The sequence below is a fragment of the Paraburkholderia sp. A1RI_3L genome, from assembly GCF_048957895.1.
In the GTDB taxonomy this organism is placed as follows: Bacteria; Pseudomonadota; Gammaproteobacteria; order Burkholderiales; family Burkholderiaceae; genus Paraburkholderia; species Paraburkholderia kururiensis.
Genome location: NZ_JARCHA010000027.1, coordinates 1 through 19,942, shown reverse-complemented (window position 1 = coordinate 19,942; position 19,942 = coordinate 1). Strand labels below are relative to the sequence as shown.

Annotated in this window: 15 protein-coding genes and 2 pseudogenes; 9 read left to right on the top strand and 8 right to left on the bottom strand. The window is 62.8% G+C overall.

The genetic code is table 11. The features are described from left to right. Positions 1-306 precede the first annotated feature (306 nt). From PXJ20_RS31910 to PXJ20_RS31890, 5 genes are all read left to right on the top strand, one after another. Positions 307-1,068, top strand: coding sequence for a 2-keto-4-pentenoate hydratase (locus PXJ20_RS31910; protein ID WP_421029244.1), 762 nt, complete (start codon positions 307-309; stop codon positions 1,066-1,068). Between the two features lie 861 nt (positions 1,069-1,929). Then, on the top strand, positions 1,930-3,852 hold the full coding sequence (locus tag PXJ20_RS31905; protein ID WP_017775907.1) for a PrkA family serine protein kinase: 1,923 nt from the start codon (positions 1,930-1,932) through the stop codon (positions 3,850-3,852). Between the two features lie 160 nt (positions 3,853-4,012). Next, positions 4,013-5,284 (top strand): YeaH/YhbH family protein, encoded by a 1,272-nt coding sequence (locus tag PXJ20_RS31900; RefSeq protein WP_017775906.1) that lies wholly within the window; start codon positions 4,013-4,015, stop codon positions 5,282-5,284. After that, complete coding sequence (locus PXJ20_RS31895) at positions 5,281-6,984, top strand: SpoVR family protein (protein WP_421029245.1); 1,704 nt, start codon at positions 5,281-5,283, stop codon at positions 6,982-6,984. Before PXJ20_RS31900 ends, PXJ20_RS31895 begins: the two co-directional genes overlap by 4 nt. A gap of 373 nt (positions 6,985-7,357) precedes the next feature. Then, positions 7,358-8,662 carry an MFS family transporter gene (locus PXJ20_RS31890; protein WP_421029246.1) on the top strand — a complete coding sequence of 435 codons (1,305 nt, stop codon included), beginning with the start codon at positions 7,358-7,360 and terminating at the stop codon, positions 8,660-8,662. Positions 8,663-8,723: 61 nt separating this feature from the next. On the opposite strand, the gene PXJ20_RS31885 is transcribed toward PXJ20_RS31890, so the two are convergent. Further along, complete coding sequence (locus PXJ20_RS31885) at positions 8,724-9,725, bottom strand: glycosyltransferase family 2 protein (RefSeq protein WP_421029247.1); 1,002 nt, start codon at positions 9,723-9,725, stop codon at positions 8,724-8,726. Between the two features lie 367 nt (positions 9,726-10,092). Here PXJ20_RS31885 and PXJ20_RS31880 point away from each other — a divergent pair, with 367 nt between their 5' ends. After that, positions 10,093-10,578 (top strand): aminoacyl-tRNA deacylase, encoded by a 486-nt coding sequence (locus tag PXJ20_RS31880; RefSeq protein WP_421029248.1) that lies wholly within the window; start codon positions 10,093-10,095, stop codon positions 10,576-10,578. A gap of 121 nt (positions 10,579-10,699) precedes the next feature. Here PXJ20_RS31880 and PXJ20_RS31875 read toward each other — a convergent pair whose 3' ends face one another. After that, positions 10,700-12,235 carry a methyl-accepting chemotaxis protein gene (locus PXJ20_RS31875; RefSeq protein ID WP_421029249.1) on the bottom strand — a complete coding sequence of 512 codons (1,536 nt, stop codon included), beginning with the start codon at positions 12,233-12,235 and terminating at the stop codon, positions 10,700-10,702. 283 nt (positions 12,236-12,518) lie between these two features. Between PXJ20_RS31875 and PXJ20_RS31870 the strand changes: the two genes are divergently transcribed. Continuing rightward, positions 12,519-13,379: a fused MFS/spermidine synthase gene (locus PXJ20_RS31870; protein WP_277597973.1), complete on the top strand. Its 861-nt coding sequence runs from the start codon at positions 12,519-12,521 to the stop codon at positions 13,377-13,379. A 26-nt stretch (positions 13,380-13,405) separates the two neighbouring features. On the opposite strand, the gene PXJ20_RS31865 is transcribed toward PXJ20_RS31870, so the two are convergent. The 6 genes and pseudogenes from PXJ20_RS31865 to PXJ20_RS31840 all read right to left on the bottom strand — a co-directional run bounded on the left by PXJ20_RS31865 (position 13,406) and on the right by PXJ20_RS31840 (position 18,919). Continuing rightward, entirely contained in the window at positions 13,406-14,167 is a 762-nt protein-coding gene (locus PXJ20_RS31865) for a YoaK family protein (RefSeq protein ID WP_277597974.1), read from the bottom strand. Between the two features lie 148 nt (positions 14,168-14,315). Beyond that, a complete protein-coding gene (locus PXJ20_RS31860) occupies positions 14,316-15,335 on the bottom strand; it encodes a transporter (RefSeq protein ID WP_421029250.1) in 1,020 nt (339 codons plus the stop codon). 239 nt (positions 15,336-15,574) lie between these two features. Further along, positions 15,575-16,276, bottom strand: a complete 702-nt coding sequence (locus tag PXJ20_RS31855) for a hypothetical protein (RefSeq protein WP_017775897.1) — start codon at positions 16,274-16,276, stop codon at positions 15,575-15,577. Positions 16,277-16,653: 377 nt separating this feature from the next. Next, entirely contained in the window at positions 16,654-17,847 is a 1,194-nt protein-coding gene (locus PXJ20_RS31850; RefSeq protein WP_421029251.1) for a GGDEF domain-containing protein, read from the bottom strand. A 430-nt stretch (positions 17,848-18,277) separates the two neighbouring features. Next, a pseudogene (locus PXJ20_RS31845) lies at positions 18,278-18,437 on the bottom strand (arylsulfatase); the annotation flags it as partial. A gap of 14 nt (positions 18,438-18,451) precedes the next feature. Further along, entirely contained in the window at positions 18,452-18,919 is a 468-nt protein-coding gene (locus tag PXJ20_RS31840; protein WP_126879401.1) for an Lrp/AsnC family transcriptional regulator, read from the bottom strand. A 115-nt stretch (positions 18,920-19,034) separates the two neighbouring features. Here PXJ20_RS31840 and PXJ20_RS31835 point away from each other — a divergent pair, with 115 nt between their 5' ends. Both PXJ20_RS31835 and PXJ20_RS31830 read left to right on the top strand, forming a co-directional pair. Beyond that, a complete protein-coding gene (locus PXJ20_RS31835) occupies positions 19,035-19,676 on the top strand; it encodes a LysE family translocator (RefSeq protein ID WP_421029252.1) in 642 nt (213 codons plus the stop codon). 125 nt (positions 19,677-19,801) lie between these two features. Further along, positions 19,802-19,906, top strand: a pseudogene (locus PXJ20_RS31830) (M20/M25/M40 family metallo-hydrolase); the annotation flags it as partial. Between the last annotated feature and the right edge of the window lie 36 nt (positions 19,907-19,942).

Sequence of the window (19,942 nt, the reverse complement as noted above, 5' to 3'; positions counted from 1 at the left end):
GCGAATGTCCAGAAAAGACCGCCATGACATGCAATGGCGGTCTTTTTTTCATTCTTCATAAATGAACGGTCGCGACGCGGCCCGGGTTCCGGTACATTGTCGTGCGCGGTAGCCATGCGTCTGCCTGGCACGCCGCCTGCACGGATGCGGCGGCCAAAGCCGCAGCACGCTGACGCGATGGCGTCGCCGGTATCTGCCGCAGCAGCCATGCGGGCGGCACCGCTTCGCCGCCAGACACAGGTGCAGGTGCAGGCGCGGGTGCAGGGGCGGCAGCAAACCAACGGAGCGAGCGAGGAGGAATCCCACATGACGCGTAACGACCTTGCGCAATACCTCATCGATGCGCGCCGCGAGCATCGCCTCATCGAGACGCTGTCTGCCGATGCGCTGCCGCCGGACGCGGCCACCGCCTACGCCATCCAGCAGAAGGTGATTGCGGGGCTCGGCACGACGACAGGCGGCTGGAAGATCGGCGCCCGCTCGCCCGGTGGGGAGGCGGCCGGTGCGCCCATTCCCGCCACGGCTGTGTACGAATCTCCTGCGCGGCTCGAGCGCGGCCTGTTTTTCCGTGTGCTGATCGAACTCGAAATCGCGTTTCGCTTCGGCCACGCCATTGCGCCTCGCAGCGAGGCGTATGCGCGCGACGAGGTGCTCTCGCTGGTCGGTTCCGTGCTGCCGGCTATCGAGATCGTCGATAGCCGCTTTGGCGGCTGGCCCAACGTCGCGCCGCTTGCGCAACTCGCCGACGCCCAGAACAACGGTGCGCTCGTGATCGGCCACCCCGTGTCCTATAGCGGTTTCGCGCGCACGTTCGACTTTGTCGCGCCCGAACTCGAACTGTCGTTTGACGGCCGTTCGCTCGTGCCCGAAGCGCCGGCCAATCCGGCGGGCGATCCCCGCGAACTCCTGGTCTGGTTCGTCAATCACTGCGCCGCCATGGGCATCACGATCGAGCCGGGCTGGACGGTTACCACGGGCTCATATGTGGGGGCCCATCGCATCGAAGGGCCGGGGGCGGTTCATGCGCATATCGACGGCCTCGGCGAGGTCGAGGTTTCGCTTCTTTAACGCCCGCCGCTTTTTTCCGCTTCTTTTCCGTTTCTTTTCTGCTTTCTTCCGCTCACTGCTGTTTCCCTGTCGCTGGCTGACGCGCAAGCGCCGTGACATGCTGTCCGCCTCCGGCGTGCGCATGCCGCATTCGCTGCGGTCGTGCCGTCTTCCTTCGGGTCCGGGTAGACCCTCTCGTGGATAACCCCTCTCGCTGACAACGTTTCGCCCGCCGTTATTGCAGGTGAAGCGCCACAGGTTTCACACATACGGAACACGCAACTTCGATCGGGCTGCAGCCTGCGAAACAGCAGGCATCCCCCTTGCACGGTGGGCGTGACATCGAAGCGCAGGAAGAAGTTGTAACACGCTACCAAGGCTGTAATCGCACAATGAGGTCGGCGCGTTGAAACGGAAAACGGCAGCGATATCCCCGGCGCTACCCATGCATGAACGCATGGCTTCGACAGACATGGTGAGACGAACCGGGTGGAACCACCAGAGCCTGTGCGTTGCTGAGCCGTGAGCAGCAACCATGGAAAGGTGCTAACGGGCATGGGCTGATGTGCCATGAACGTGACAGTGCGTCGCGTCGCGTCGCGTGACAGAGCGTGAAGGGGTTGGGGCAAGACGTCTTGATGTTGCCCATCGAGGCTTGCTTGACGAAGCAGATGTACCGCAGGAATGACGCAGCAGGGACGAAGATTGTAGGTGACGCTGTACGCGCTTTCCAGCGCGTTTTGCGCGAACGCAGTACGGCGCTTTTTTAGCAACGAGCCCGTGAAAAAAAATTTAAAAGGGTTTAGGATGAATTCGAGCGATGTCGTTTCCGATTAGCGCGCCGCGCACGACATCGGTCGCAGACTTCGGCGAGGAGGTAGCATGGATATCTACAGCAGTTTCGCGACCCGCTTCGAGAAAACGCGAGAGGAGGAACTCTCGCTCGAGGAGTATCTCGCGCTCTGCAAAGACAATCCCGCCGCGTACGCCACCGCCGGCGAGCGCATGTTGATGGCCATTGGCGAGCCTGAACAGATCGACACTCGCAACGACCCGCGGCTCTCGCGGATCTTCGCGAACAAGGTGATCAAGGTTTACCCCGCGTTCCGTGAGTTCTACGGAATGGAAGATGTGATCGAACAGGTGGTGTCGTACTTCCGCCATTCGGCACAGGGGCTCGAAGAGAAGAAGCAGATTCTCTATCTGCTTGGACCGGTAGGGGGCGGCAAGTCGTCGATTGCGGAGCGTCTCAAGCAGTTGATGGAGCGCGTGCCGTTCTACGCGATCAAAGGGTCGCCCGTGAACGAGTCGCCGCTCGGCCTGTTCGATTACGACGAGGACGGTCCGATCCTCGAAGAGCAATACGGAATTCCGCGACGCTACCTCAAGAGCATTCTGAGCCCGTGGGCCGTGAAGCGGCTTCACGAGTACAACGGCGACATCCGCAAGTTCCGCGTGGTGCGCCGCTATCCTTCCATCCTGCGGCAGATCGGCATTGCGAAGACCGAGCCCGGCGACGAGAACAATCAGGACATCTCTTCGCTTGTCGGCAAGGTCGATATCCGCAAGCTCGAACAATATGCGCAGGACGACGCCGACGCCTACAGTTACTCGGGTGGCCTGTGCCTCGCGAATCAGGGCCTGCTCGAATTCGTGGAAATGTTCAAGGCGCCGATCAAGGTGCTGCACCCGCTGCTCACCGCGACTCAGGAAGGCAACTTCAAGGGCACGGAAGGCTTCGGTGCAATCCCGTTTGACGGCGTGATCCTCGCGCACTCTAACGAGTCCGAGTGGAAGGCATTTCGCAACAATCGCAACAACGAAGCACTGCTCGACCGGATCTTCGTCGTGAAGGTGCCGTACTGCCTGCGCTACTCGGAAGAGATGAAGATCTACGAGAAGCTGCTGCGCAATTCGTCGCTTGCGAGTGCGGTGTGTGCGCCAGGCACGCTCAAGATGATGGCGCAGTTCTCGGTGCTCACGCGTTTGCAGGAACCGGAGAACTCCAGTCTTTTCTCGAAGATGCAGGTGTACGACGGCGAGAACCTCAAGGACACCGATCCAAAAGCGAAGTCGTACCAGGAGTATCGCGACTTCGCCGGCGTGGACGAGGGCATGACCGGCGTGTCCACGCGCTTCGCGTTCAAGATCATGTCGCGCGTGTTCAACTTCGATTCGACCGAGGTCGCGGCCAACCCGGTGCACCTGATGTATGTGCTCGAACAGCAGATCGAGCGCGAACAGTTCCCACCGGAAACGGAACAGAAGTACCTCTCGTTCATCAAGGATGTACTCGCCTCGCGCTACGCCGAGTTCATCGGCAAGGAGATCCAGACAGCCTATCTGGAGTCGTACTCCGAGTACGGGCAGAACATCTTCGACCGCTACGTGACGTACGCCGACTTCTGGATTCAGGACCAGGAGTTCCGCGACCACGACACGGGCGAGAGCTTCGACCGCGCGGCCCTCAACGCCGAACTGGAGAAGATCGAGAAGCCCGCGGGCATCAGCAACCCCAAGGACTTCCGCAACGAGATCGTCAATTTCGTGCTGCGCGCACGGGCGGCCAACGCGGGCAAGAACCCCGCCTGGATCAGCTACGAGAAACTGCGCGTCGTGATCGAAAAGAAGATGTTCTCGAACACGGAAGAACTTTTGCCGGTCATTTCGTTCAACGCGAAGGGGTCGGCGGAGGAACAGCGCAAGCACGAAGACTTTGTCAACCGGATGGTCGCCAAAGGCTACACGCCGAAGCAGGTCCGGCTCCTGTGCGACTGGTACCTGCGTGTGCGCAAGTCGTCATGAAAACGGCGGGCGTACAGCCCGCGCGAGCCTGCTTGACGGGGACCGCGCGGGCACCTTGCGAGACGCGGGCCGCATGGCCGCCGGTTGCGGGATGACGTACACGTACGTCGCATCCGCAACCCGCGCTTCGCCTCTCTAAAACTGGAGCGGGAGACCGGATGTGCTTCACCAGATCATCGACCGCAGACTGGCCGGCAAGAACAAGAGCATTGCAAATCGCGAGCGCTTCCTGCGTCGCGTAAAGAACTACATTCGTCACGCCGTTTCGGAAGCGGTGCGTGACCGCAGCATCAAGGACATTCAGAACACCCAGAGCATCACCATTCCCCGCAAGGACATCGCCGAACCGTCGTTCCGGCATGGCCCGGGCGGTCGGCGTGAAATGGTGCATCCCGGCAATGCCGACTACATTCGCGGCGACCGCATTCCGCGGCCCCCGGGCGGCGGCTCGGGCGGAGGCGGCAGCCAGGCGAGCAACGAAGGCGAGGGGCAGGACGACTTCGTCTTCGAACTCTCGCGCGAAGAGTTCATGCAGTACTTCTTCGACGACCTGGAGTTGCCGCGGCTCGTCAAAACGCACCTGCTTGCCGTGCCCACGTGGAAGAGCGTGCGCGCAGGCTGGGCCGCTGAAGGCACGCCGAACAACATCGACGTGGTGCGCTCGCTGCGCAGCGCACTCGGCCGGCGCATCGCGCTGGGTGCGCCGCTCGTCAACGAGCTGCACGAACTCGAACGCCAGCTCGAAGAGCTCAAGGCCGACCCGGCGGACCGGCGCGAAGAGATCAAGCTGCTCGAAGACGAGATCCATCATCTGCGCGGCCGCATCTGGCGTATTCCGTTCATCGATCCGTTCGATCTGCGCTACGTGAACCGCGTCAAGCAGCCGCAACCGTCCAGCCAGGCGGTGATGTTCTGTTTGATGGACGTTTCGGGTTCGATGGACGAGCAGCGCAAGGATCTGGCCAAGCGCTTCTTCATCCTGCTGTACCTGTTCCTCAAACGCAATTACGAGCGCATCGAGGTGGTGTTCATCCGTCACCACACGCGCGCCGAAGAGGTCGACGAGGACACGTTCTTCCATTCGACCGAAAGCGGCGGCACGGTGGTGTCGAGCGCGCTCGAACTCATGCGCAAGATCATCGAAGAGCGCTACTCGCCGACTGAATGGAATATTTACGGGGCGCAGGCGTCGGACGGCGATAACTGGACCGACGACTCGCCAAAGTGCCGCAAGATCCTTTCGGATGACATCCTCGATAAGGTGCGGTATTTTGCCTATATCCAGGTGACCCCCGAAGAGCAGAACCTCTGGCTCGAGTACGCCCAGTTGGCGGAAACCGTCCCGCACCTTGCGATGAAGAAGGTGGAAACGGCCGCCGATATCTATCCGGTGTTCCGGGAGCTGTTTGAAAAGCAGGCGGCCGCATCATGACGACCCGGCATCTGGATAACGAAGCGCGCGGTTACCAGCCGGAGCGCGGCAAAGACGCGGGCTCGCAGAACCACGACGAGCCGCGCGTTCAGAAGGAAGCCGCGCAGAGCGCAACCGAGCAGGGTGAAGCGCGGGGGCGCACCGAAATGCCCGTCGCCGGGCAAAGGGAAGTCCGTATGAACGTAGCCGACAGAAGGCCGTTGCCGTGCCCGTCAGACTGGACCTTTGAGCTGATCGAAGAGTACGACACGCATATCGCCCGTGTTGCGGAGCAATACGAACTCGACGTCTACCCGATCCAGCTCGAAGTCATCAGCGCCGAACAGATGATGGACGCCTACGCGTCCGTCGGCATGCCGGTCAATTATCGGCACTGGTCGTTCGGCAAACATTTCCTCTCCACCGAAAAGAGCTATCGCCGGGGCCAGATGGGCCTCGCTTACGAGATCGTCATCAACTCGAACCCCTGCATCGCGTATCTCATGGAAGAGAACACGATGACGATGCAGGCGCTCGTGATCGCGCACGCGGCGTACGGGCACAACTCGTTTTTCAAGGGCAACTACCTGTTCCGGCTCTGGACCGACGCGCACGCCATCATCGACTACCTCGTCTACGCGAAGAACTACATCGCCGAGTGCGAGGAGCGCTATGGGCTCGACCGCGTCGAAGAGTTGCTCGACTCGTGCCACGCGCTCATGAACTATGGCGTGGACCGCTACAAGCGGCCGCAAAAGCTCTCACTGGAGCGCGAGGCAGCGATGCGCCGCGAACGCGAGGCGTATCTGCAGTCGCAGGTGAACGACCTGTGGCGCACCTTGCCCACACGGCCGTTGCAGATGGCCGAAGAAGTCGAAGAACGTTTTCCGCCTGAGCCGCAGGAAAACCTGCTGTATTTCGCGGAGAAAAACGCGCCGCTGCTGCAGCCGTGGGAGCGCGAAGTCATCCGCATCGTGCGCAAGATCGGCCAGTACTTCTATCCGCAGCGGCAGACCCAGGTCATGAACGAAGGCTGGGCTACCTTCTGGCATTACACCCTGCTCAATACGCTCTACAACCAGGGCAAGCTGGAAGATAGCTTCATGATGGAGTTTCTCCATTCGCACAGCAACGTGATCTACCAGCCGCCCGTCACCAAGCCCTACTACAGCGGCATCAATCCATATGCGCTTGGTTTTTCGATGATGAGCGACATTCGCCGCATCTGCGAGTCACCTACGGAAGAAGACCGGCAGTGGTTCCCGGAACTGGCGGGCAGCCCCTGGCTGCCGGCGCTGCACTACGCGATGCGCAACTTCAAGGACGAGAGCTTCGTGGCGCAATATCTGTCGCCGCACCTGATCCGCGAAATGCGGCTCTTCTCGGTGCTCGACGACGACATGCGCGATGCACTCGAAGTCTCGGCCATCCACGACGACAGCGGCTATCAGTACGTGCGTCAGGCGCTTTCGCGGCAGTACGACATCCATCACCGCGAGCCGAACATCCAGGTGTGGTCGGTCAACACGCGTGGCGACCGGAGTCTCACACTGCGCCACTTCATGAGCGACAACCGGCACCTGTCGAGCGATAGCGACGAGGTACTCAAGCACATGGCGCGGCTCTGGCAATTCGACGTGTACCTGGAGAGCGTGGACGAGAACGGTACGGTCAGGAAGCGCTACGAGTGCCGGTACGTGCCGCCGGCGCTGAGGCTCTAGATTCGCGCAAAACGGGCAGGGAGCATGGCGGGCTTCCTGCTCAGCGGTTATAGCGACCACTGCGCCACAGCAACATGCCATGCAAGGCCAGCCTCCGGGCTGGCTTTTTTTGTTGCCGCCGGTCTTAAGCGACGGCCTCCATAGCACGCGCGGACGATCCCCCGGCGTCATTAGCCGGAGCGCACATCGGCATTCACCCGCCGCGCATTCCTTTCTAAAACTATTCAGTCAGCTTTCTGGGATATCCGCTAAGATACGCCGGCGCCGAATCTTACGATCTGCCGACTCCGGCGCGCGCCCGCCCAGCAAGAGGCGGGGCCGGCAAGGCGGCATCACGACCGCCGTCTCTATCCAGCCAGAGGACCCACCCAGCATGACAGACCAGACCGCTATCGCCGCGCCCGATGCCGCAGACGTGCGCCGCCGCATTTTCGCCATTGTCGGGGCATCGTCGGGCAATCTCGTCGAGTGGTTCGACTTCTACGTCTACTCGTTCTGCGCGCTGTATTTCGCCCCGGCGTTCTTCCCTAGCGGCAACACCACGACGCAGTTGCTCAACACCGCGGGCGTGTTCGCCGCGGGCTTCCTGATGCGTCCTATTGGCGGCTGGTTCTTCGGCCGGCTCGCGGACCGGCATGGCCGGCGCACCGCGATGATGATCTCGGTCTTCATGATGTGCGGCGGCTCGCTCGTCATTGCCGTGCTGCCCACCTACGCGCAGATCGGCGCACTCGCGCCGGCGCTGCTGCTCGTCGCCCGGCTGTTTCAGGGTCTTTCCGTGGGCGGCGAATACGGCACCAGCGCCACCTACATGAGCGAGGTGGCGCTGCGCGGCCGGCGCGGCTTTTTCGCATCGTTCCAGTACGTGACGCTGATTGGCGGACAACTCTGCGCGCTGCTCGTGCTCGTGATCCTGCAACAGGCGCTCAGCAGCGAAGAACTCAAGGCGTGGGGCTGGCGCGTGCCGTTCGTCGTAGGCGCACTCGCGGCCCTCGTGTCGCTCTATCTGCGCAAATCGCTCGATGAAACCACGACGGAGGAAACCCGCCGACGCCGCGAAGCCGGCACGCTGCGCGGCCTCTGGCAGCATCGCGGCGCATTCCTGACGGTGGTGGGCTTCACGGCGGGCGGCTCGCTGATTTTCTATACGTTCACGACCTACATGCAGAAGTACCTCGTCAACACGGCCGGCATGCACGCGAAGACCGCGAGCAATGTGATGACGGGCGCGCTCTTCGCCTACATGGTCATGCAGCCGCTGTTCGGCGCATTGTCGGACCGTATTGGCCGGCGCAAGTCCATGCTGCTGTTTGCCTTCTTCGCCGTGCTCGGCACCGTGCCGCTGCTGCACGCGCTCGCGAGCGTGACGAGCCCGGTCGCGGCCTTCGTGCTCGTTACGATCGCGCTTGCCATCGTGAGTTTCTATACGTCGATCAGCGGCCTCATCAAGGCCGAGATGTTTCCGCCTGAAGTGCGCGCAATCGGCGTCGGTCTCTCGTATGCGGTGGGCAACGCGATCTTCGGCGGCTCGGCCGAGTACGTCGCGCTCTGGCTCAAGCAGGCGGGCAGCGAGTCGATGTTCTACTGGTACGTCACGGCCATGTGCGCACTGGCCGGCATCGTGTCGCTGCGCATGCGCGATCCGTCCGCGGAAGGTTATCTGCGGCGCGAACCCTGATGTCGGAAGCTGAAGGGCAGGGCGCGCGCCGCGCGCCCTTGCGAACGCTTCAGCGACACACTCAGGGCAGCCGCACCCTGGTCGTGTCCACCACCTGCTCGCCCGCCAGGGGCGCCGGTTCCTCGTGCGCCTGCCGCGCTGCCTTGCCGATCATGAGCAGGTGATAGTAGAGGCGAGGGCTCAGTCCGTAGCGGTAGGCGTGCAGATGGCGGAGTGCGAGATTGAGTCCCGCGCGGGCCTGTCCGTTGCGCGCGTAGAGCGAGACCACGATGGGCACGAGGCGGCGCAGCGCTACCTTGCGGGCCGGCTCGAGTGCCGCAGGCAGCGCGAGTCCCTTTACGAACTGCCACGCGGCCATCGACGCCGCGCTCGTCGTATGGCGCGTGGACTGCGAAACGGAGACGTCGGTCTTGCGGTAGCACGACACGTATTCGTGCACATAGCAGACCTGCTGCGCCGCGAGGCACAGGCGCGTGCCGAACACGAAATCGCAGCACGTGCCGTAGTGTCCGTCGTAGCCGATGCGCTTCACGAGCGCCGCATTGGCCATCCACCCATTGTTGGGAAACATCTGCACGAGACCCACGCGGCCCGGCTGCGGCTGCAGTCCCGCTGCGCGCGGCGTTCGATGGAATGCTGCGTTGAGCTTGCGACTCGCCGTGAGATCGACGCGCCCGTGCTGGTCTACCTCGTATTGATTGCCGAACGCCACCTCGAGCCCCGGATGCCGCTCCCATTGCGCAAGGAGCCGCTCCACGCCGTTCGTGATGAGGGAGTCGTCGTCGTGGATCAGGAGAATCTTGTCTCCGCTTGCGCGGGCAAAGAGGCTCTCGACGTTGCGTGCCTGGCCCAGCGGCGGCGTATTGCGCTGGTAGACCACGCGCGGCTCGTGCCGGTAGCGCGTGGCGATGAGCCGCTCGGTGCGGTCGTCGCGGGAGTCGTCGCCGATCAGGATCTCGAGGTCGGCGTGGGTCTGTCCGAGACACGAGTCGATGCATCGCACGATCAGGTGCGGACGGTCGCACGTCGGCAGGCAAATGGAGACTTTGGTACTTGTCGTCATGACACGCTCCGGTCGTGGAAGGCGCCGCGGCGGTATTCGCAATGCGAACTTTTGCCGGGTGGCATGACGGTAGTTGAAAAAAACTCGAAAGAAATCGGAAATTATTCGCCGCGCGTGGCCGATACGAAAAGCGCGTGCGTAGCGCGAAAAAACCAGACGAAAGGCGAGAGAAGCGCGAATTTATCTCGAAACCGTCTGAGGAATGAATGTTGCGGCGCAGTAAGGCGAGGTGAGGATTTTGCCGAAGCGCTTTGGCGAAACCGCCATGCGAGACACGCTGACCGGGCCGGCAGGCCGCCGCAAAGCGACCTATGCTGGATGGCACACGCGCTGTTTTCGTCGACCGCTCTTTTCATGGAGGTGCGTCATGCCGATGTCAGCCACCCTTGAGGAGTGCCTGCGCAGCAAGGGCTCCCGCTACGAGATCGTGCATCACCCCTACAGTCATTCGAGTGTTGAGACCGCGGTCGCGGCGCACGTGCCCGGCGACCGGCTGGCCAAGACGGTGCTGCTCGAAGACGAGCAGGGCTACGTGGCCGCAGTGTTGCCCTCCACCTACGCTGTGCGGCTCTCCGAGCTATGGGCGAAAACGGGCCGCCGCCTGACGCTTGCGCGGGAGATGGACCTGCGCGAGCTCTTCAAGGATTGCGACGTGGGCGCGCTGCCGCCCGTTTGCACCGCCTACGGGATGACGACGTATCTCGACGAAAGCCTCGCGCAGCAGCCGGACATTTACTTCGAGGCCGGCGATCACGAAGAACTCGTCCACATGGGCCCCGAGCAGTTCCTTTCGCTCATGGGCGACGCCGAACGCGCGCGGTTCGCGCATCGCATCCAGCGGCTCGCGATCTGAACGCTGCGGTCCGGCCGGCTGGCGTCGGCGCCGTGCAGCGCGCGGACCGGCGATCTTTGGCGCCGGCCTTCGCGCGCCGTAGTCACGCTTGCTCGACGCCTGCTTGTCCATCGCGCCGGCATCAGCCCAGCCGGAACACGGAGACCGCCGACCTGAGCCGCCCCGCCTGCCCGTCGAGCGACGATGCGGCCGCCGCGGCCTGTTCCACGAGGGCCGCGTTCTGCTGCGTGACTTCATCCATTTGCGCAACGGCCTTGCCGACCTGCTCGATGCCGGTGCTCTGTTCATCGGAAGCGGCCGAGATCTCGCCCATGATGTGCGCCACCTGGCCGATGGCGCGCACGATGTCGTTCATGCGCTCGCCCGCCACTTCCACGAGCCGGCTGCCGCTGTCCACCTTGCCGACCGACACCTCGATCAGTTCCTTGATGTCCTTCGCGGCTGCCGCGCTGCGTTGGGCGAGTGAACGGACCTCGGCGGCTACGACGGCGAATCCGCGTCCTTCTTCTCCGGCGCGCGCCGCTTCGACGGCGGCGTTGAGCGCAAGGATGTTGGTCTGAAACGCGATGCTCTCGATCACCGTCGTGATATCGGCAATCCGCCCGGACTGCTGCGAGATCTGCTGCATGGTGTCGACCACCTCGCGCACGGCAGCGCCGCCGCGTTCCGTGGCGAGCCGCGCGGTGCTTACGATGCCGTTGGCCTCGCGGGCGTTGTCGGCGTTCTGCTTGACCGTCGCCGTGATCTGCTCCATGCTCGCGGCCGTTTCTTCGAGCGATGCCGCCTGCTGTTCGGTGCGTTGCGAGAGGTCGAGGTTGCCTTGCGCGATCTCGCCGGTGCCCACGGCGATCGCGTGGGTCGCAGACTGGATTTCGGCAATCGTGGCCGCAAGCCGCGTCTTCATTTCGCCGAGCGCGGCCAGCAAGCTGCCTTTACCGGCGCGCGTCGCATCGAACGCGATGCCGAGGTTGCCGTTGGCGATCTGCGTGGCCACCTGCGCGGCGTGGGCCGGCTCGCCGCCGAGCGTGCGCCGCACGCTGCACAGCACCGCCCACGCGATGCCCGCAAGGGCCGCCGCGATGACGAGCGCGATGCTGCCGAGTACGATGGCGAGCCGGTTGAAGGCGGCGTTGATGTCGTCGTAGAAGAAGCCCGTGCCGATCCACCAGTCCCAGTCGGGAATGGACACCACGCCCTGGAGCTTCGGCTCGACGTCCGCATCGGGGCTGCGCCTGATCAGCACGTCGACGAGCGCGAAGTGCGATTGTGCCATGCCGGCGCGGTAGGCTTCGCTGTCCGTGAGTCCCTCTGTCGTGCGGTTGCCTTTGGCCCGGGTGCCGATGAACTTCGCGTTCGGGTGCACGAGGTTGATGCCGTCCGAGGTCGTGACCCAGTAGTAGCTCTTCGTGTTCGCGTTGAGCTGCGAAAGCGCGACTTTCGCCTGCTGCTGGGCCTCGTCGCGCGTGAGCGTGCCGCGCGCCTGCAACGCGCGGTACGCGTTCACGAGATGCTCGGCCTTCGTCAGGAGAATGACGATCTCTTCGCGGCGGCTCTCGATGAGCGCGCCCCGCAGTGTCTGCAACGCCATGGCGGCAAGCAGCACGACGCCGAGCAGGGCGGCGCCGACGAGCAACAGCAGTTTCGTGGACAGTTTCATGTGGGTCATGTGGGTGATGTGGCGGCGTGGGTGCAAGGTAGAGAGGCTCTATTAACTATCTGGTACATATATCGGCGCGGCCCTTCAACGCTTGAGCCACGGCGGCTACGGGGTAACCCGCGATTCGTGCGGTGATCGCACGCATCGATGAATGCTTTTGTGAAGGATCAATCCGCGCAGGAAACTTCATGCGCGAATGGCTTGTCTGGCCAATGCAGGCCGGCCCAGTGACGACAGCGCCGTGAGCCGGCGCCGACAACAGTAGAGAAGGGGAGAAACAACAATGAGCGGCGATCAGACGTCGTGGAAAGCGTATCTGGCGTTCCTGTCGACGCCCGTGGACGAAGCGCGTCCATTCGTTCTGGAGACCGGGCAGGCGGTGTCGCTGCATTTCGATCACCTCGCGACGCAGAGCTTCATGTCGCTGCGCCAGCCAGACCGGCTCGTGCTGCCTTATACGCGGGCCATGATGGGATTCCTGCTGCTGCAGCCCGCGCCACGGCATATCGCGATGATCGGGCTCGGGGGCGGGTCGCTTGCGAAGTACTGCTATCGCCATCTGCCGCAGGCGAAGGTCACCGCGATCGAAATCAATCCGGAAGTCATCGCGCTGCGCGACACGTTCCGCATTCCGCCCGACGACGCGCGCTTCGAAGTGCTCTGCGCGGACGGCGCAGACTACATCGGCCAGGTCGGGAGCGCCGGGCCATTGCTAGACGTGATCCTGCTCGATGCATTCGGCGCCGACGGCATGCCCGAACGATGCACGAGCGTCGAGTTCTTCGCAGCGTGCCGCGAACGCCTGACGGACGGCGGTGTGCTCGCCATCAATCTCGGCAATGACGATCCGGCGCTGCCGCAGCAGCTCGCCCGGCTTGAAAGCGCGTTCGGCGCGTCGCGTTCCGTCTTCCCGGTGGCGACGGGAGACAACTACCTGGCGTTCGCCTGGAAGGAGGCGCAGGCTTTGCCGTCAAGACAGGTGCTTTTCGACCGGGCGCATGCCCTGGCTTGGGCGCGCAACCTCGGCTTGAGGGCGACTGCGCAGCGTTTGAAGGAGGGCGAGTGCTTCGACCCGAAGCGGCTCGTCTGGCACGAGCCGGGCATTTCGCACTGGAAGGTGCCGGACTGGACGAGGTCCGACTGACTGTGAACGATCGCGCCGAGGGCAGCCTAGCGTTCGGCGCCGTAAAACCAGTCGAGCATGTCGTCGATCACCGGCACGACCGCAAGCGAGATCAGCAGCGCGGCGAGCGGCACCGTCGAAACATACCCTACATGCTTGAACCCGACCGCACCCGCAAGGCCGCCCGAGAAGAACATGGCGAGCGTGGTGGCGTGAATCTTCAGCTTTTCGCGGTTCGCGATCACTGTTTGGGCGTCCGTGCCGACTCGCGACGAATTCCAGTAGAACAGCTTGCCTAGCTCGATGCCGATGTCGGTGACGATGCCGGTCATGTGCGTCGTGCGGATCTCCGCGCCGGAGAGCTTCGTGATCATCGCGTTCTGCAGCCCCATGATGAAGCACAGCAGAATCACGGTGACCGGCACGAAGGCCGCCTCCCATAACGCCAGGTGACTGCCGAGCAGGCCGAACAGCAGCAGCAGGGTGGCTTCGATGAGCAGCGGCAAGACGTACTGGCTGTGCAGGTCGCGCCGGCGCCCCCAGTTCACGAGCACCGCGGAACAGCCGGCGCCGATCAGGAACGAGATGAGCGAGCCGATGCCGGCCAGCACGAGTTCGATGTCGCCGAGCGCGAGCTGGTCCGCGATGGTCGATACGACGCCGCTCATGTGCGAGGTGTATTGCTTGACCGCCAGAAAGCCACCGGCATTGGTGGCCCCGGCGATGAACGCGAGCTGGAAACCGAGCTGGCGGTTTGCGCTCGTCTTGCGGTCTTTACCCGCGAGGCGTCGAAGGTAGTGCGCAGGCATGAATGTGTTCGCGAAATGGACCCCGGTCCGAGGCGGCAGGCGCGCCGTTGCACCTGCCGGGCGCGCACGGCGGCGTACGCGCGGACCGGGTAATGCTTATAGCATGTTAACCATATTAACATGCCATGTAACACTGCCTGCGTGAGCGTTACCGGTCGCCGCGCCGCCGGAAGGCCCACCATCCCGCCAGCGCCGTGAAGCCGGCCACCAGCACCACCATGAGCCAGAAACCGTGCTTGTTCTCGGAGAAAGGCACGCCGCCCACGTTCATGCCGAAGAAGCCGGCCACGATATTGATCGGCAGCGCAATCACCGTCACGAGCGTCAGCGTGAAGAGCGTGCGGTTGTTCTGCTCGTCGAGCCTCGAGGTGATTTCTTCCTGCAACAGCCTGATGCGTTCGACGAGGCCCGCGAGGTCCGAGAGCACCACCGAAAACTCTTCGGTCGACTCGCGCAATTCCTGCAGGTCTTCGGGCAAAAGCCAGGCGGGCGGCTTCGCGAGCAGACGGAAGATCGAGCCCGGCTCGGGCGCGAGCATGCGCTGCAGGCGGGTGAGGGTGCGGCGCATCGCGCCCAGCTGTGTCCGGTTGGCCGTGGGGCGTTCGGAGAGAAACCGGTCTTCGATGCGATCGACGTCGACGCTCGCGCGCCGCAGGATCTGCATCATCAGGTCCGCCTGGTCGCGCAGCAGATGAATCAGCAGTTCGGCCGGGGAGCGAAAGCGCTCGCCGTGCCGCACGCTTTCACGCAGCGTGTCGATGGAGCGCAGCGGCTTGGCGCGCGCCGTGACCATCATCGTCCTGTCGACGTAGACCCACATCGTCGCGATCTCGGACGCTTCCAGGTCGAGTGTGAACATCACGTCGTTCACGACGGCGCGCAAGGTGCCTTCCTGCTGCTCGATGCGCGTGGAGTGCGAACCCTCGCGCAGGAATTCGTAGAACGTCTCGGGCAGACGCAGATGGGCGCGCATCCAGCGCTCGCTGGCCGCATGGGCCAGATTGAAATGCAGCCACAGAAATTCGCCGGGCTGGGCGGGGCTGTCGGTAAAGCTCGCTGCCGTGTCCGCGTCGAGCGTCTCGCCCGCAGCATCGGACGTGAAGCGAAAGCCGCAGATCATGCCTGCCGTGTCGGCGCCATAGCTTTGAAGGGTCGTCTCAGGTTTCATCGACTGTGTCCGCTGTTCTCGAACGCAGCGCCTTTCGGCCACCGGCCGGTCGCACGCGAGCCGCGCTCGATGCGTAGCGTACGCCAGCCAGGCGGAAGCTGGATGACAGCCGTACGAAAGCGGCAGCCGGAAGCGTGACGCAGGGCGGGGCGGTGACGGTCGGCGCCCTGTTGCGGGTTCGGGCGGGCGGCCTGCGCGTTGGCCCGTTCGCCCGTCCTCGGTCGCGCGAGGCGCGGGGCTTAGCGTGCGCCGCGCATCCAGAAGGTGGGATCGGCCGGCACGGCGGCGCTCGTCGTGCGGCGCCTCGGTGCGCCATAGGCACCGTGCGCCCGGGTGCGATGGATGGACGACGGCCGGCCGCGTGGCGCGATGGGCGCCTTCATGGCGTCGACGGTGCAGCCGATGTACCACGCGAGACCCGCGCCCATGGTGCCGAGACTGAACGTGTGCTGGCTGACGTCGTCCTCGCTCAGGACGTGAGACGCCCGTTGCTGGTCGTACGCGACATAAGTGGAGAGCGCCCGGGACGCGGCGGCCACCTGGACGAGCGCGAATGCGGCCGTCTTGATCTGATAGGCCTCTTTGCTTTCGCCCACAGGTGGCGCGTCCACGCGCGCGAGGGCGTCCGCGAGCGCCTTGAGTTCGCGATGCAACGCCCAGGCCGGATAGTACGGTCGCAGGCGGAGCGTCTGTAGTCGCGCCCGGCTTTGCGCGTCGTCGGCCGCGCCGTATTCGACGCCGAGATACTTGTCTTCGTCCGGCGGCACCTGCTCGACAAGGGCGTCGAGCCTTGCAACGGACTCCGTGTCGCGCGCGATCTCGCTTTGCCGGGTCTCGACACACTCGGCCTTTCTGTCGGGCGCGGGGCTATCGAGCGCGGGAGCCGCCTGCGCCAACGTGCTGGCCACGGCGGCGGCCATGGCGACCAGATGCCTGAACATGGTGTCTCCCTGTCTGCTTTTTGTGGCGTCCCTGGAGCAATCGGCGTGCGCGGGGCCGGACGCGAGTCCTGTGCGCTGACACAATGAATCTAGGAGGCGGAGGTGGAGCGGTCAATCGCGGAAACGGTGTGGGCGCGCGACAAGGTAAGCGTAAATTCCTGTCATAAGCATTTGGTTATGGAAACGCGCAAAATCATTTCGAACTGAGCTGGATGTGCTGCTTGACCCGATCCGCTGGCTCGACGCAATCGGGGGCTTCGGCATCGCACTTGCCGGCGTTCCGGCATCAAAGCATGCAGCCGATGGCGCGTCTCCTTTTTCCAACCCAGGTACGTCCGTGACGATGCAGTCTGGGTGCGCGCCGGCTTTCGGCGCGATCACGCGATATCGCGCTCGGGGGTATCCCGCGTCTGACCCAGCGATTCCGTGATCACCCGATTTCTTCCCGCGCGCTTCGCCGCATAGAGCAGGTGATCGGCGCGCGCCAGCAACGCCGCGACCGCCTCGCCCGGCCGATACGGGGCAACGCCGGCGCTCATCGTGACGCAGACCGTAGCGTCGATTTCGTTGAAGCGTGAAGACGCCAGCACGGTGCGCAAGCGGTCTGCAATCTGAAACGCGGACTGTTCGTCAGCGCCTGGCAGCAGAAGCACGAACTCCTCGCCGCCGATACGCGCTACTACGTCTTTCTCGCGCACCGCGGCACGCAGGATGGCGGCGAACCGGCGCAACACCGTGTCGCCGGCCGCATGTCCGTAACGGTCATTGATGGATTTGAATTTGTCGATGTCGAACGCGATCAACGCGAGCGGGTAGTTGTGCCTGTCGGCAATGCGGTGGCGCGCGACGCGTTCAAAGGCACGCCGGTTCAACGTTTCGGTGAGCGGATCGAGATCGCGCTCGAGAGTCAGCCGGTCGATCACGTCGGACATCGCGGCGGCCAGCAGCACGAGTCCCAACACAGCGCCCATCAGGGCGAGCGACAACTGTAGCAAGACCCAGAAAATCGTTTGCCCGAAGGGTGCAGTGCTATGAGGTAAAGGCCGGATCGTCGTGAGCGGCGTCCTGATGAAAAAACTCGCGCCGAAGATCAGCAGCACCCAGAGAAGCACGTGGTTAACGATGCGCCCATTGCAGCGCTTCCTGAAGCGGAGCGCGGTAATCATCATCAGCAACCCGGCGCTGAGATTCAGAATGTAGACGCGCACGAGCAGATTCGGCGCCACGAAGGAGAAGTAAAACATGCCGCCCATCACCAGCGCGAAGATCGACGCATGCGTTGCCAGCCTGAAGTGAAGCCCCGCCCTGCGTAACACACCTTCCGCTAACAGTTGAATGCTTGAGACATAAAACGTCGCCGATATCAGCGCGTTCCATCGCCACTCATCCGGCAGGTGACAGATCTGCACTGCCGAACCGAAGGCGAAAGCAGCAAAAGAAGCGGCGAGAAAGCGGAGGTAGCGCAATCGTCTATCGTAGATCCATGCACAGGCAAAACCGAGCGAGAAGACGGCCGTGATACCTGGGATGATCAGTTGAACGAGTTGATTGGGTGTTATCTGAGCGGGCATATGGCTCGTTCCCCACTGACGGGCACGAAGTTGCCGGACCTATGGGTTGGCGGTTCTCACGGTGTTGTCGTTCGGGGCCGTTGACGACGCCTCCCCAAAAACTATATAGCACCCGATGTGACGGGAGAATTTTACGCCCGGTGAGCGAAAGCCCTTGGGTTGGCCGCCTTGAAACTGCTGCTATCGACGGACACGATGTCTTTATTGAGCGGCACTACCGGATGATAAGTTTGCGGCATCCGGTCCGTTGCTCGAGCGGTTGTCCGATCCGCTCACGATGGAGTGCTTGTCGTTCGCGTCGCCCCAATGGAGCCGGTCTCGAGGAGGAATTGTCTCCGGTTGCCTCGTCAGGCTCAGAGTCGATAGACGAGGGCGCTCATCGGGCAAAGGTGGTCGTACGTTTGCTCAGCGCCTGGGTCCCATACGGCAAAAGATCGACGACGTGAACAATCTGGTTGTTGACGTCAACAGGGATCCTGCCGGGCCAGCGTGCGATAAAGGGCACGCGCAAGCTGCCTTCCATTGCATATGGTAGGTGCCTGTCCACGGCCAGCCGTTCCCCGATACGGCGCGCGCAATTCGGGACCGTTTAGCAGCCGTTGGTTTAGCGCTCGTTCTTCGATTTCCGCGACGTGACGGACGGCCGTTTCAAAGGCCGATTAGCCAGCGGTGTCGACATTACGAGCGAAGTGCGGGTTTCGCCATACAGGTTGATCCTCTCGATCAACCGCTCAAGGTCGGTCATATTCGTTGCCACCAATCGCATGATGTACGAGTCAGCCCCGGTCACGTGATGGCATTCCAGTACCTCAGGGATCGTGTCGAGCAGATTGAGAAACTTCGCTTTCGCAGGTTGAGGGACCGTAATTCCTATCAATGCGCTCACCGCGTAGCCCGCCATAACGGGATTGACTCGGGCGGCGTAACCCTCGATAACCCCGGCTTCTTCGAGACGTTTTACGCGCTCCGTCACCGCAGGCACCGACAGATGGACCTGACGGGCAAGTTCTGTATAGGTTATGCGGCCATGCTGCTGCAAAAGCGAAAGTACCTTCCAGTCCAGGTCGTCCATGACGTCGATATCTTTAAGGTTAAATTGCCAATTTACCTTAAAAATTGCATTCAGCGGCCTGCAAATAGTGCCTACGATGTGTTTCCGTAGCAACGCATATCGTAGGAGCAGAAAAATGCTGTTCATCAAATCTGTCGCGATGGGTTTCTCCATCGCAGCCCCGGTCGGCCCAATCGGCATGCTATGCATCCAGCGAACCCTGAGTCGTGGTTTTCGCTCCGGTTTCGCTACAGGCATCGGTGCGGCATGTGCAGATATGGTCTATGGACTGCTGGGCGCACTGGGCATCGCAGCCATTGCGACGACCCTGCCGGTACTAACCATCGCCCTGAAAATTGGCGGTGGAGTTTTTCTCGTGTGGCTCGCCTGGACCATCGGACGTGAGGCGGCGACGACTCCGTCGGCTCTACCGGAGACACCGCATACAACGATCGCACGCGATTTTCTGACGACGTTTGGCCTGACGCTGTCCAACCCAATGACCATCCTTTCGTTCATCGGTGTTTTTGCCGCGCTTGGGCCACTGTCGGCCAGGCAGGGAGCGCCGGAAGGTGCAGGGTGGCTGACGGTATGGCCTATGATTGCGGGCATCTTTGTCGGCTCCGCAGCCTGGTGGCTGTGCCTGAGCAGCGCGACGGCGGCATTGCGCAGAAAGATGCCTGCCTCCTTCATGCACGGTATCGCGCGCCTATCGGCCATCGTGATCGCGGTATTTGGGGGGATTCAGGTAGTCGCCGGACTCAGCTATTTCATTTAGGTTCTTGCACGCCATCCGGACGGCGATATCGATGCAGTCTCAGGAAGCCGCACGTGTTCGCATGGATCATCGTCTTCACACGCGTTTCGCGGTCGATGCTGCCTGCGGCCTCGACGACACGCCTTTGCGCGGATGGCGTCATGCATGCGTGCGGGCACGATGGGCACACGGTGATGCTGCTGGGCGCGGCGCGCATCCTGAAGGAACTGCCGCCGTTGCCTAGGGCCATTATTGAATTTACATAATATAAATTATCGACATTTTTA